This is a genomic window from Streptomyces griseochromogenes (assembly GCF_001542625.1).
GTDB lineage: Bacteria > Actinomycetota > Actinomycetes > Streptomycetales > Streptomycetaceae > Streptomyces > Streptomyces griseochromogenes.
On record NZ_CP016279.1, the window covers coordinates 2,597,094 to 2,610,368 of the forward strand.

Below are 13,275 nucleotides of genomic sequence, written 5' to 3' on the forward strand. Positions count from 1 at the left end.
CGCGGGCAGTTGGCAGGTCTTCGGACTCGCGGGCACGTCCTCATGGGGGAGGACACCTACTGGCCGTCGCTTCCCAGACCCTGTACATCGGGCCCAGTGCGTATGACGGCGGTCGTTCCCGCTCACCGCTGCGGGGCAGTCCCGGATTTCCACCGGGTTCCCTCTTACGACGCGTCCCGCCTGGCTGACGGGGCGAACCAGCTGCACCGGCCACCCTACGGGGTCGGGTCGTACATGTGGAATCCCCGACCGGCCTTGCGGCCCAGCAGCCCCGCTTCCACCATCCGCTGCAGCAGCGGGGGAGGGGCGTAGAGGGGTTCCCTGAACTCGTCGTACAGGGACTCGGCGATCGAGGCCACGGTGTCGAGCCCGATCAGGTCCGCCAGCTTCAGCGGGCCCATGGGGTGGGCGCAGCCCAGTTCCATGCCGGCGTCGATGTCGGCGGCGGTGGCGAAGCCGGACTCCGTCATACGGATCGCCGAGAGCAGGTACGGGACGAGCAGCGCGTTGACGACGAAACCGGCCCGGTCCCGGGAGCGGATGACCGTCTTGCCGAGCGTGAGCGCGGCGAACTCCTCGACGACGGCCGCCGCTTCGGGCGCCGTGTGCAGGGACGTCACGAGCTCCACCAGGGGCAGTACGGGGACAGGGTTGAAGAAGTGCAGACCTACGACCCGGTCGGCGCGGCTCGTGGCCATGCCGAGGCGCATGACGGGGAGGGAGGAGGTGTTCGTGGCCAGGACGGCCTCCGGGTCCTCGACGATCTTGTCGAGGGCCGCGAACACCTCCGCCTTGGCGTCGGCGTTCTCGACGACGGCCTCGACGACCAGCTGCCGGTCGGCCAAGTCCGCCGGCTCGCCGGTGAAGACCAGGCGGGCGAGGGCGTCCTGTGCGGCGGACCGCTCCAGCTTGCCCCGCCGTACGGCACGCTCCAGGGAAGCCGCCACCCGCTCCCGCGCGGCGTGGGCGGCCGTGGCGTCGGCCTCGCAGACGATCGTGTCGATCCCGGCCCGCGCGCACACCTCGGCGATGCCCGCGCCCATCTGGCCGCCGCCGACCACTCCGACACGCCGGATGCCGCCGCTCATGACCGGGCCTGCGTCCGGCGCACCAGGTGGCGGGCATAGGCGTCCGGGGTGAAGAAGAGCGGCAACTCACCGGTCAGTGCCGTGCGTTCGAAGAGGGCCCGGACCTCCTCCACGGGTGCCCACGGGTACTCGGCGCCCAGCGCCGCGAGTTCCTCGTCGAGCAGCCCGAGGACCGTCTCCCGGTCGATCACCCGGTGCCGCAGCCACTGCCAGATCTGCACCCGGGCGATCTCGGCGGTGGCCGCGTCCTCCATGAGGCCGCTCAGCGCGACGGCGCCCTGCCCGCGCAGCCAGGCGGCGAAGTAGCGCAGGGCGACCGAGATGTTGGTCCGCACGCCCTCCGCCGTGGGCGGCCCGCTGATCCGGCGCACCGAGAGCAGATCCGCGGCCGTCACCTCCACGTCGTCCCGCGTCCGGTCGAGCTGGTGCGGACGCTCGCCGAGGACACCGTCGAACACCTCGCGGCACACGGGTACGAGTGCGGGGTGCGCGACCCAGGAGCCGTCGAAGCCGTCCTCGGCCTCCCGCTCCTTGTCCAGCCGGACCTTGGCGAGCGCCGCCTCGTGGGCGGCCGGGTCCTTGCTCGGCACCTGCGCCGCCATACCACCGATGGCGTGGGCGCCGCGGCGGTGGCAGGTGCGCACGAGGAGTTCGGTGTACGCCCGCATGAAGGGCGCGGTCATCGTCACCTTGGCCCGGTCCGGCAGCAGGAAGTCGGTGCGGTGGCCGAAGGTCTTGATCAGGCTGAAGAGGTAGTCCCAGCGGCCCGCGTTGAGACCGGAGCTGTGCTCACGCAGCTCGTAGAGGATCTCCTCCATCTCGAACGCGGCGGTGATCGTCTCGATCAGGACGGTGGCGCGGATCGTGCCCCGGGGGATGCCGAGGAGTTCCTGCGCGGTGACGAAGACGTCGTTCCACAGTCGGGCCTCGTAGCGGTTCTCCAGCTTCGGGAGGTAGAAGTACGGGCCGTGACCCGCGTCGATCTGCCGCTGCGCGCAGTGGAAGAAGTACAGGCCGAAGTCGACGAGCGCGGCGGGCACGGGGCGTCCGTCGTACTCCAGGTGCTCCTCGTCGAGGTGCCAGCCGCGCGGCCGTACGACGACGGTGGCGAGCCGCTCCCGCCCGTCGAGCCGGTACTCCTTGCCGTCGTCGGCGGTGAAGTCGATGCGCCGCTCGATGGCGTCGAGCAGGTTCAGCTGCCCGTCGATCACATGGCGCCAGGTGGGCGCGGTGGCGTCCTCGAAGTCGGCCATCCACACCTGGGCGCCGGAGTTGAGGGCGTTGACCGTCATACGGCGCTCGGGCGGGCCGGTGATCTCCACACGGCGGTCGGTCAGGCCGGGGGCGGGCGGCGCGACGTGCCAGGTGGCGTCGGCGCGGACGGCGGAGGTGACCATGGGGAAGTCGAGCGGGGACCCGGCGGCCAGGCGCAGGGCCTGCCGGCGGCGTTCCCTCATCAGGTCCTGACGCCGCTTGCCGAAGGCCGCCGCCAGCCGGCCGACGAAGTCCAGGGCGGCGGGGGTGAGGATTTCATCATGGCGGTGCCCCGGGGCACCGAGGACGCGGACATGATGGGTCAGTGAACTGATGGACATCGGGTCTCCTGAAGAGGACGCAAACGAAGGGTGCGGACCGACCGTCATTCCGTCGAACACACCTGGGGGCGCGGGGCTGTATCGACACGCGGCCACCGCCGCGTGTGCGCGACCAGCCCCCACGCACCCGCAGTCGACGAACCGGACCTAGTGGAACTGCTCCTCCTCCGTGGACCCGGCCAACGCCGTGGTGGAAGAGGCGGGATTCACGGCAGTGGAGACCAGGTCGAAATAGCCCGTACCGACTTCACGCTGGTGCCTGACCGCCGTGAAGCCGTGCGCCTGCGCCGCGAACTCCCGTTCCTGCAGGTCGACATACGCGGTCATGCCGTGCTCGGCGTAACCGCGGGCCAGGTCGAACATGCCGTGGTTCAGGGAGTGGAACCCGGCCAGCGTGATGAACTGGAAGCGATAGCCCATCGCGCCCAGCTCCCGCTGGAACTTGGCGATCTGGTCGTCGTCCAGCGCGGCCTTCCAGTTGAAGGACGGCGAGCAGTTGTAGGCGAGCATCTGGTCCGGGTACCGGGCGTGGACCGCCTCGGCGAACTCCCGCGCCTGCGCCAGGTCGGGCGTACCCGTCTCGACCCAGATCAGGTCGGCGTACGGGGCGTAGGCCAGACCGCGCGCGATGACCGGCGCCATGCCGTTGCGGACCCGGTAGAAGCCCTCGGCCGTGCGCTCGCCGGTGACGAACTCGGCGTCGCGCTCGTCGACGTCGCTGGTGAGCAGGTTGGCGGCGAGGGCGTCCGTGCGGGCGACGACGAGGGTCGGCACATCGGCGATGTCGGCGGCGAGCCGGGCCGCGTTCAGGGTGCGGATGTGCTGCGAGGTCGGCACCAGCACCTTGCCGCCGAGGTGGCCGCACTTCTTCTCCGAGGCGAGCTGGTCCTCGTAGTGGATGCCTGCCGCGCCCGCCGCGATCATCGCCTTGGTCAGCTCGAAGGCGTTCAGCGGGCCGCCGAAGCCGGCCTCGGCGTCGGCGACGATCGGCGCCAGCCAGTCGGTCGTGTCGCCGGCGTCCTCGGCGGTGGCGATCTGGTCGGCGCGCAGCAGCGCGTTGTTGATCCGACGGACCACCTGCGGAACGGAGTTGGCGGGGTACAGGCTCTGGTCGGGGTAGGTGTGGCCGGCCTGGTTGGCGTCGGCGGCGACCTGCCAGCCGGACAGGTAGATCGCCTGCAGGCCGGCCTTGACCTGCTGGACGGCCTGGCCGCCGGTCAGGGCGCCGAGCGCGTGGATGTAGTCCCGCTCGTGCAGCTCGCGCCACAGCCGCTCGGCGCCGCGCCGGGCCAGTGTGTGCTCCTCGCGGACGCTGCCGGAGAGCCGGATCACGTCCTCGGCGCTGTAGGTGCGCTCGATGCCCCGCCAACGCGGGTCGGTGGCCCAGCGCCGCGCGAGTTCCTCGGCCGCCCGCGTCCTCGTCTCTGCCATGACTGTCATGTCTCCTCGGTCTGTGCCGGCTGCCAATCTCCCTGTCCGTAGGAACAGGTGTGGCACTGTGTGTCGCTTAGCTGGGATACGGCCCGCCGTCACGCCGTGGGACGGAGGTGAGCAACGCTGCCGGTGAACGACCCCGTCGGCGCCGGGATCTCCGACGTCAGGGCATGAATCGCGCCCCGGTTCCGGGCGGTGGTCGCCGGTGTCCGGCGGGCCGCACTGAGACTCTGACACTGGCACTGAGTGCCAACAACCGTGGACATCTGCCAACTTCTGCGAATCTTCTCGTCGCCGTTCGCCAAGTTTGCGAAGGGCACGGGAGCGGCCCGATGGCGTACGTTGGCCGCAGCCGGACACGGAGGATCACGGGGTGGGCAAGACGTACGCCGGGGCGCGCCTGCGGCACCTGCGCGAGGAACGACGCATGAGCCAGGCCGAGTTGGCCCGTGTCCTCGCCATCTCGCCCAGCTACCTGAACCAGATGGAGCACGACTCCCGGCCGCTCACCGTTGCGGTCCTGCTGCGTCTGACCGAGGCCTTCGGCGTCGACCCGGGCTTCTTCTCCGCGCGCGACACGACGCGTCTGGTGGCAGACCTCCGCGAGGCGCTGGCCGGGGAACTGGCCGAGGCCCGGGTCTCCGCCGCCGACCTGACGGACCTCGCCTCGCGGACACCCGAGGTCGCCCGGGTCCTGCTCGACCTCGGCCGCCGCAACCAACGGCTCGCCGAGCGCCTGGCCGGAGCCACGGACGGCCGCGGCCCGGGCCCGGAGCAGCCCGGCTCACCGCACGAGGAGATCAGGGACTTCTTCTACCGCCGCCAGAATTACCTCCACGACACCGACCTCGCGGCGGAGCGGCTCTCCCGGGAGATCGGCATCCGGCCCGGCGAGGTCCTACGGGCGCTGACCACGCGCCTCGCCGACCGCCACGGCATCCGGCTCACCGCCGAGCGCGGCGACCATCTGCACCACTACGACGAGCCGACCCGCACGCTTCACCTGTCCACCCGTCTGCGCCCCGGCCAGCGCGCCTTCCGCATGGCCACCCAGCTCGCCCTGCTCGAACACGGCGACGAACTCGACCGCGAGGCCGCCGAGGACTTCGAGCCCGGATCGCCCGCCCACGGCCTGGCCCGCATCGGCGTCGCCAACTACTTCGCGGCGGCCCTGATCCTGCCGTACGACGCCTTCCACACGGCCGCCGAGGAGGCGCGCTACGACATCGAGCGCCTCACCGACCGCTACGGCCTCGGCTACGAGACCGTCTGCCACCGGCTGAGCACCCTCCAGCGCCCCAGGCTGCGCGGCGTGCCCTTCTCCTTCGTCCGTGTCGACCGGGCCGGCAACATGTCCAAGCGGCAGTCGGCGACCGGCTTCCACTTCTCCCGGGCGGGCGGCACCTGCCCCCTGTGGAACGTCTACGAGGCGTTCGCCGTCCCCGGACGCATCCACGTCCAGATCGCCGAAATGCCCGACGGACAGCGCTATTTGTGGACCGCCCGCGCGGTGACCCGGCACCGCGGCGGCTGGGGTGAACCCGGCAAGACCTTCGCCATCGGCCTCGGCTGCGAGATCCGCCACGCCCACCGCGTCGTCTACTCCGACGGCCTCGACCTCGCGAACGCCTCCGCCGCCACCCCCATCGGCATGGGCTGCCGTGTCTGCGAACGCCTCGACTGCCCCCAGCGCGCCGCACCGCCCCTCGGCCACCCGCTGCGGATCGACCAGAACACCGGCACCTTCGTGCCGTACCCCGTCTCCGACGCCCGGAGTTGACGCGGTCGGCGGGAGAGGAAGATCACGGCGACCGAGGCGGTCTTGGCCATGCACGCCTGGCGCGGTACGGTCTGTCCGATATCGACGACGGCGAGACGGAAGCCGGTGGGAATCCGGCACGGTCGCGCCACTGTATGCGAGACGCCTTCCGGGGCGTCTGGTGAGTCAGACCCGTGGCCGTCGTCATGTGCACCACCGAGATGGGACGCGAACTCCCAGAGGAGGTTCTGCCATGGCGCAGACCGTCGCCCAGCCGACAGCCACCACCCCCGTCGTTCCCGCCACGCTGCCGCTGAAGGCGATTGCTCCCTGGGCGGTCTTCTTCGGCATCCTGATGCTGGTCCTGCTCTACTTCGTCGGCGCCGAGCAGGGCGCCACCTCCGTGTTCAACGGCACGGACGTCCACGAGTGGGTGCACGACGCCCGCCACCTGCTCGGCTTCCCCTGCCACTGACGCCAGGGACGCCGCACCCCCATGAACTCCGCAACGGTAAGAAACCTCCTCGTGCGGGGCATGCTCGCCGGCCTGGCCGCCGGCGTGCTCGCCCTGGTCGTCGCCTACCTGCTCGGTGAGCCGAACGTCGACAAGGCGATCAGCTTCGAGGACGCCCACTCCCACGAGCACGAGATGGAGGTCGTCTCCCGCTCCCTGCAGTCCACCGCCGGTCTCGCCACCGGAGTCCTGGTCTACGGGGTCGCCTTCGGCGGCATCGCCGCGCTCGCGTACTGCTTCGCGCTCGGCCGCGTCGGCCGGTTCGGCCCCCGGGCGACCGCGCTGCTGCTGTCCGGCTGCGCGCTGCTCGCCGTGTACGTCGTACCGTTCCTGAAGTACCCGGCCAATCCGCCGTCGGTCGGGAACCCCGACACCATCGGCAAGCGGACGACCCTGTACTTCCTGATGATGCTGCTCAGTGTGCTGCTGGCGGTCGCCGCCACCATCCTGGGCAAGCGGCTCGCGCCCACCGTGGGCACCTGGTGGGCGACCGTGGCCGCGGTGGCCGCCTTCGTCGTCGTGATCGGCCTGGCCTACGAGTTCCTGCCCGTCATCAACGAGGTGCCGAAGGACTTCCCGGCCACCCTGCTGTGGCGGTTCCGGCTTTCGGCGCTGGCCATCCAGACCGTCATGTGGACAGGTTTCGGGCTGCTCTTCGGCGAGCTGGCCGAGCGCCTGCTGAATCCCAAGCCCGCGACAGCCGCGTCCAGACGCGCGGTTCCCGCCTCGCACTGAACGCTTCCGGACAACGAGAGGGCCCTTCGGAACCATCCGAGGGCCTTCTCGCGTTTCCGGGACACCGGCGGAGGCGACGAGCGGAGGAGCCGAGTGGCCAGACACCACCCCCAGCCGCGTCACATCACCCTGGGCGGCCGAGAAGCGGTGGCCCTGACCGTGCGGGAGTACGAGCAACTGGTCGCCAGCCGACGCCAGATCGGCGGCCAGAGCGCACGGGTGCGGGTACTGGCCCAGCAGGTCAAGCGCGACGCGAGGCTGCTGCGGGAACTCGAGGCCCTGGTCGCCGACCCGGCTTCCCCCTTCGCCTGTCACGCGCCGGGCGCGGCAGCCGGGACACCGGACGCGGCCGGGTGCCCCGGCCACGACGGCACGGCCGACGGCATGGATCCTGCCTGTCTGCGGTGCGCCATCGCGGCGCTGCTGCGCCGCCACCGGGAGGAGAAGCCCTAGCCCCCGACCGCGGGCGCCGGTGTCAGTGACCCGGCGCGTCGCCCGGCGCGGCGAGGGCGGCTCCGAGACGCAGGTTCCACCGCCCTGACCGGCCGGTGACCTCCGTCGCGGTGAGCGGCGGGACGTCGACGCGCCAGAACGCGGCCTCGGGCGCGCCCAGCACCCCCACCACCACGGCCCGTACCACCTCCGGCTCCACCACGGCGAGGGTCCTGCCGTCCCCCAGCCGTTCCGTGTCCAGCCAGCGCGCGAGGCGGGCGCACAGCTGCCGCACGGACTCCCCGCCGTGCGGTGCGGCGCCTGGATCGGCCAGCCAGCCCGCCACCGCTTCGGGCTCGGCGGCGCTCACCTCGTCCAGGGTCCGCCCCCGCCATCTGCCCATGTCCAGGCCCGCGAGTTCCGGGTCCGCCGCGGCGTCGAGGCCGAGCGCCGCGGCCGTCTCACGACAGCGCACGCCGGGGGAGGCGACGACACGGACGGCGGCGGGCAGGGTCCCGGCCGTCGCTCTCGCCCGCGCCGCCGCGTCGGCCTCGATCGAGTCGCCGTCGTCGAAGCGTGCACGCCGCAGCGACGGTGTGATCGCCGCTGAGACGAAGGTGACACGACTGGTCACGCGGTTGTTCCTCCTGCTGGTGCCGCGGGCCGGCTCACTGCGCGCCGAACGCCCGCAGGATGCGTTCCGCGGCCAGGGTGGCCGTCAACGAGCCGTCCCTGACCTGTTGTTCGAGCGCGGGGGCGGCCTCGCGGACCGCGGGGTCCGCGTGCAGTCGGCCCAGCAGTTCGTCGCGGACCATCGACCAGGTCCAGCCGACCTGCTGGTCCCGCCGCTTGGCGGTGAGCCGCCCGGTGGAGTCGAGCAGTGTGCGGTGCTGTTCCAGGCGCTCCCACACCACGTCGAGGCCGATCGACTCACGGGCACTGCAACTGAGCACCGGCGGAGCCCAGAACACGTCCTTGCCGTGCATCAGCCTGAGCGCGCCCGCCAGCTCCCGTGCGGCCGCCCGCGCGTCGCGCTCGTGCGGGCCGTCCGCCTTGTTGACGGCGATCACGTCGGCCAGCTCCAGGACACCCTTCTTGATGCCCTGCAACTGGTCGCCGGTGCGGGCCAGGGTCAGCAGCAGGAAGGAGTCGACCATGTCGGCAACGGCGGTCTCGGACTGGCCGACGCCGACGGTCTCGACGAGGATCACGTCGTAGCCCGCCGCCTCCATGACCACCATCGACTCGCGCGTCGCCTTCGCGACCCCGCCCAGCGTGCCCGCGCTGGGGGAGGGCCGTACGAAGGCGTTCGGGTCCACCGCCAGGCGTTCCATCCGGGTCTTGTCGCCCAGGATGGAACCGCCGGTGCGTGTGGAGGACGGGTCCACGGCGAGTACGGCCACCCGGTGGCCCAGCGAGGTCAGCAGCGTGCCGAACGCGTCGATGAACGTCGACTTGCCCACGCCCGGCACCCCGCTGATGCCGATCCGCCGCGCCCGGCCGCTGTGCGGGAGCAGCTCGGTGAGCAACTCCTGCGCCAGCGCCCGGTGCTGGGGGCGGGTGGACTCGACGAGTGTGATGGCGCGGGCCACCAGGGCCCGCTTCCCGTCGAGCACACCCTTCACATATGTGTCGAGATCGATCGCTGCCATCGGCCGCTACAGATCGTGGCCGAGGTCGGCCGCGAGTCGTCGCACCAGGTCGTACGCCGCGTCCGGGATCACCGTCCCGGGCCCGAACACGGCCACCGCGCCCATCTCCAGCAGCGTCGGCACGTCCTGCGGCGGGATCACGCCGCCGACCACGATCATGATGTCCTCCCGGCCCTCCTCGGCGAGCTTCTCGCGCAGCGCCGGGACGAGGGTGAGGTGACCGGCGGCCAGCGAGGACACCCCGACCACGTGGACGTCCGCCTCGACGGCCTGCCGGGCGACCTCCTCCGGGGTCTGGAACAGCGGGCCGACGTCGACGTCGAAACCGAGGTCGGCGAAGCCGGTCGCGATCACCTTCTGGCCGCGGTCGTGGCCGTCCTGGCCCATCTTGGCGACCAGGATGCGCGGCCGGCGGCCCTCGGCCTCCTCGAACGCGTCCACCAGGGCACGGGTGCGGTCCACGGACGGGGACTCGCCTGCTTCGTTGCGGTACACGCCGGAGATCGTACGGATCTGGCTCGCGTGCCGGCCGTACACCTTCTCCAGGGCGTCGGAGATCTCACCGACGGTCGCCTTCGCACGGGCCGCGCGCACGGCCAGCTCCAGCAGGTTCCCGTCGCCGTCGGCGGCCCGGGTCAGCGCGTCGAGCGCGTCCCGGCACTCGGTCTCGTCCCGCTCCGCGCGCAGCCGCCGCAGCTTCTCGATCTGCTGGGCGCGCACCGAGGAGTTGTCGACCTTGAGGACCTCGATCTGCTCGTCGCTGTCCACCCGGTACTTGTTGACGCCGATCACCGGCTGCCGCCCGGAGTCGATGCGGGCCTGGGTGCGGGCCGCCGCCTCCTCCACGCGCAGCTTCGGGATGCCCGCGTCGATGGCCTGCGCCATGCCGCCGGCCTGCTCGACCTCCTGGATGTGTGCCCAGGCCTTCCGGGCGAGGTCGTACGTGAGCCGCTCCACGTAGGCGCTGCCGCCCCACGGGTCGATGACCCGGGTGGTGCCCGACTCCTGCTGGATGAGCAGCTGGGTGTTGCGGGCGATGCGCGCCGAGAAGTCGGTGGGCAGCGCGAGGGCCTCGTCCAGGGCGTTGGTGTGCAGCGACTGGGTGTGGCCCTGCGTCGCCGCCATCGCCTCCACGCACGTGCGCGTGACGTTGTTGAACACGTCCTGCGCGGTCAGCGACCAGCCCGAGGTCTGCGAATGGGTGCGCAGGGACAGCGACTTGGTGTTCTTCGGGTCGAACTGCGAGACCAGCTTGGCCCACAGCAGCCGGGCCGCCCGCAGCTTGGCGACCTCCATGAAGAAGTTCATGCCGATCGCCCAGAAGAACGACAGCCGCGGCGCGAACGCGTCCACGTCCAGGCCCGCCTCGCGCCCGGCGCGGATGTACTCGACACCGTCCGCGAGGGTGTAGGCCAGCTCCAGGTCGGCCGTGGCACCGGCCTCCTGGATGTGGTAGCCGGAGATGGAGATGGAGTTGTAGCGGGGCATCCGCTGCGAGGTGAAGGCGAAGATGTCGGAGATGATCCGCATCGACGGCTTCGGCGGATAGATGTAGGTGTTGCGGACCATGAACTCCTTCAGAATGTCGTTCTGAATGGTCCCGGCCAGCTTCTCGGGCGGTACGCCCTGCTCCTCCGCAGCCACGATGTACAGCGCCAGCACCGGCAGCACGGCGCCGTTCATCGTCATCGACACGGTCATCCTGTCCAGCGGGATCCCGTCGAACAGCTGCCGCATGTCGTAGATGGAGTCGATCGCCACGCCCGCCATGCCGACGTCGCCGGTCACGCGCGGGTGGTCGCTGTCGTAGCCGCGGTGCGTGGGCAGGTCGAAGGCGACCGACAGGCCCTTCTGACCCGCCGCCAGGTTGCGGCGGTAGAACGCGTTGGACTCCTCGGCGGTCGAGAAGCCCGCGTACTGGCGGATCGTCCAGGGCTGGTTGACGTACATCGTCGGGTACGGGCCGCGCAGATACGGCGTCATGCCCGGGTAGGTGCCGAGGAAGTCCAGGCCCTCCAGGTCACGGCCGGTGTACAGCGGCTTGACCCCGATGCCCTCCGGGGTCTCCCACACCGGTGCCTCGCCACCGGTCCTGTGCTTGACGGCCGTACGCCAGTCCGCGTCACCGCCCTCGGCGACCGGGGTCCCCAGCTCGATGCCGGAGAAGTCGGGGATTCCCATCAGGACACTCCCATGCGGTCGAGGGTCGCGGAGAGGACGTCCACGGCGTCACAGCCCGCGAAGACGTACGAGTCGATGCCGGAGTAGTCCCCGCGGCCCGCGAGGAACACCTGCCGGGCCCCGGCCGCGCGCAGCGACTCGGCGCTCTGGGCGGCCTGTTCGGCGTAGAGGGCGTCGCTGGAGCACAGCACGGCCTCGGTGGCGCCGCTGTCCTCGAAGCGGCCCTCGGTGACCGGCTCGATGCCGCCCGCCTGGAACAGGTTGGCGGCGAACGTCGCCCGCGCGGTGTACGCGGCGGCCGGGCCGAGCGTCGCCAGGAAGATCCGGGGCCGGGAGCCGGTCGCCGCCAGATGGGCGTCGGAGCGGGCGCGGAGGGCCTCGTACGCCTCGTCCCGGCGCACCCGGGGCAGTCCGCCGGACGGCGGCTCGGGCGCCGCCTCGCGCTCCACCGGCTTCTCGGCGAGCAGCGGGAACTCGCTCACGCCGGTGATGGGTTCGCGCCGCTTGGCGAGCTTCTTGGAGCGCTCGGCCCAGGTCGTCGCCAGGTCCGTACGGATCCGCCCGGAGCGCAGCACGGCCGCCTGGCCGCCGTCGCGCTCGATGGTCCGGAAGAACTCCCAGGCGGCCTGGGCGAGTTCGTCGGTGAGCCGTTCGACGTACCAGGAGCCGCCCGCGGGGTCGATGACCCGGGCCAGGTGGGACTCCTCGACGAGGATCGTGGAGGTGTTGCGGGCGATACGGCGGGAGAACGCGTCCGGCAGCCCGAGTGCGTGGTCGAAGGGCAGCACGGTGACCGAGTCGGCGCCGCCGACCCCGGCGGCCAGCGTCGCGACCGTCGTGCGGAGCATGTTCACCCACGGGTCGCGGCGGGTCATCATCACCGGCGAGGTCACCGCGTGCTGCACCTGCGCGCCCGCGCCGGGCGCCCCGGACACCTCGGCGACCCGCGCCCACAGGCGGCGTGCCGCGCGCAGCTTGGCGATGGTCAGGAACTGGTCGGCGGTGGCCGCGTAGCGGAACTCCAGCTGGGCGCAGGCCGCTTCGACCGTGAGGCCGGCCTCGGTCAGCTCGCGCAGGTAGGCCACACCGGTGGCGAGGGAGGCGCCGAGTTCCTGCGCGGCCGAGCCGCCCGCCTCGTGGTACGGCAGCGCGTCCACGGTCAGCGCGCGCAGGCCCGGGTAGCGCTCGGCACAGCGTGCGGCGAGCGCGGCGACGGGCGCGAAGTCCAGCGGGGTGCCGGTGCGGGCCTCGTGACCGAGCGGGTCCGCGCCCAGGTTGCCGCGCACGGCCTTCGGGTCGATGCTCCTGTCCTCGTACAGCCGCAGCAGCTCGGCCGCGGCGGCCTCGACGTCACGGCCGGCGTCCAGGACCACCGGGGCCAGGTCGAGATAGACGCCGTCGAGGGCGCGCGCGATGCCGGACACCGGGATGCCGCCCTGGCCCACGAGCAGCCAGAGCGAGGTGACGCCGTTCTCCAGGTCGGCGAGGACGGCGCCGTCGACCGGTGCCGCGTGCCGCTGCCGTACGTCCCAGCCGCCCGTGGTGTTGCCCTCGGGGCGGCCGCCGCGCACGAACGGGGCGAAGCCCGGCAGACCGGGGTCGGGCGCGCCGTCGCGCGCTGTGTACAGGGGCCGGGTGCGCAGCCCGTCCTCGAGCGTGGTGGACAGGGCGTCCTCAGCTGCCGTACCCGAGACTTCCTTGCCCGACTTGCGCAGCACACCCTCGACCAGGCGTTGCCACTGCTCGTGTGTCGCGTCAGGGAACTCGGCGGCCAGTGAGAGCCCGTCGTCAGGCAGGACCGTCATGGCTCGGATGCTAGGGCAGCAGCGTTGACTCAGAGCAGAGCCAGGCTTGTGACGTTTCCCTCCTTGCGTCAGTGACCTGG

11 protein-coding genes and 2 riboswitches are annotated in these 13,275 nt (G+C 71.8%); of the genes, 4 read left to right on the plus strand and 7 right to left on the minus strand.

Going from position 1 to position 13,275, the window contains the following annotated elements; translation table 11 throughout:
• Positions 1-6: 6 nt before the first annotated feature.
• Positions 7-204, minus strand: a riboswitch (cobalamin riboswitch).
• An 11-nt stretch (positions 205-215) separates the two neighbouring features.
• From AVL59_RS11045 to aceA, 3 genes are all read right to left on the minus strand, one after another.
• Positions 216-1,088, minus strand: coding sequence for a 3-hydroxybutyryl-CoA dehydrogenase (locus AVL59_RS11045; protein WP_067302193.1), 873 nt, complete (start codon positions 1,086-1,088; stop codon positions 216-218).
• A complete protein-coding gene (gene aceB, locus AVL59_RS11050; protein WP_067302195.1) occupies positions 1,085-2,683 on the minus strand; it encodes a malate synthase A in 1,599 nt (532 codons plus the stop codon). Before aceB ends, AVL59_RS11045 begins: the two co-directional genes overlap by 4 nt.
• Positions 2,684-2,830: 147 nt before the next feature.
• The gene (aceA, locus tag AVL59_RS11055) at positions 2,831-4,114 is read right to left on the minus strand and encodes an isocitrate lyase (RefSeq protein WP_067302197.1); all 1,284 of its coding nucleotides are present in this window, start codon (positions 4,112-4,114) and stop codon (positions 2,831-2,833) included.
• Positions 4,115-4,490: 376 nt separating this feature from the next.
• Between aceA and AVL59_RS11060 the strand changes: the two genes are divergently transcribed.
• From AVL59_RS11060 to AVL59_RS47835, 4 genes are all read left to right on the plus strand, one after another.
• The gene (locus AVL59_RS11060) at positions 4,491-5,897 is read left to right on the plus strand and encodes a short-chain fatty acyl-CoA regulator family protein (protein ID WP_067302200.1); all 1,407 of its coding nucleotides are present in this window, start codon (positions 4,491-4,493) and stop codon (positions 5,895-5,897) included.
• Positions 5,898-5,942: 45 nt separating this feature from the next.
• A riboswitch (cobalamin riboswitch) is annotated at positions 5,943-6,094 on the plus strand.
• A gap of 35 nt (positions 6,095-6,129) precedes the next feature.
• Positions 6,130-6,351: a CbtB domain-containing protein gene (locus AVL59_RS11065; protein WP_031170427.1), complete on the plus strand. Its 222-nt coding sequence runs from the start codon at positions 6,130-6,132 to the stop codon at positions 6,349-6,351.
• Between the two features lie 21 nt (positions 6,352-6,372).
• Complete coding sequence (locus AVL59_RS11070; RefSeq protein WP_067302203.1) at positions 6,373-7,125, plus strand: CbtA family protein; 753 nt, start codon at positions 6,373-6,375, stop codon at positions 7,123-7,125.
• Between the two features lie 93 nt (positions 7,126-7,218).
• Complete coding sequence (locus AVL59_RS47835; RefSeq protein ID WP_079146639.1) at positions 7,219-7,578, plus strand: hypothetical protein; 360 nt, start codon at positions 7,219-7,221, stop codon at positions 7,576-7,578.
• Between the two features lie 22 nt (positions 7,579-7,600).
• Here the strand turns inward: AVL59_RS47835 and AVL59_RS11080 are convergent, their stop codons facing one another.
• Genes AVL59_RS11080 through AVL59_RS11095 form a run of 4 tightly spaced genes read right to left on the minus strand, consistent with a single transcriptional unit; the run spans position 7,601 to position 13,195 of the window.
• Positions 7,601-8,191: a histidine phosphatase family protein gene (locus AVL59_RS11080; protein ID WP_067302206.1), complete on the minus strand. Its 591-nt coding sequence runs from the start codon at positions 8,189-8,191 to the stop codon at positions 7,601-7,603.
• Between the two features lie 34 nt (positions 8,192-8,225).
• Positions 8,226-9,209 (minus strand): methylmalonyl Co-A mutase-associated GTPase MeaB, encoded by a 984-nt coding sequence (gene meaB, locus AVL59_RS11085; RefSeq protein WP_067302208.1) that lies wholly within the window; start codon positions 9,207-9,209, stop codon positions 8,226-8,228.
• Between the two features lie 6 nt (positions 9,210-9,215).
• Positions 9,216-11,390: a methylmalonyl-CoA mutase gene (scpA, locus tag AVL59_RS11090; RefSeq protein ID WP_067302210.1), complete on the minus strand. Its 2,175-nt coding sequence runs from the start codon at positions 11,388-11,390 to the stop codon at positions 9,216-9,218.
• Positions 11,390-13,195 carry a methylmalonyl-CoA mutase family protein gene (locus AVL59_RS11095; protein ID WP_067302212.1) on the minus strand — a complete coding sequence of 602 codons (1,806 nt, stop codon included), beginning with the start codon at positions 13,193-13,195 and terminating at the stop codon, positions 11,390-11,392. Before AVL59_RS11095 ends, scpA begins: the two co-directional genes overlap by 1 nt.
• Between the last annotated feature and the right edge of the window lie 80 nt (positions 13,196-13,275).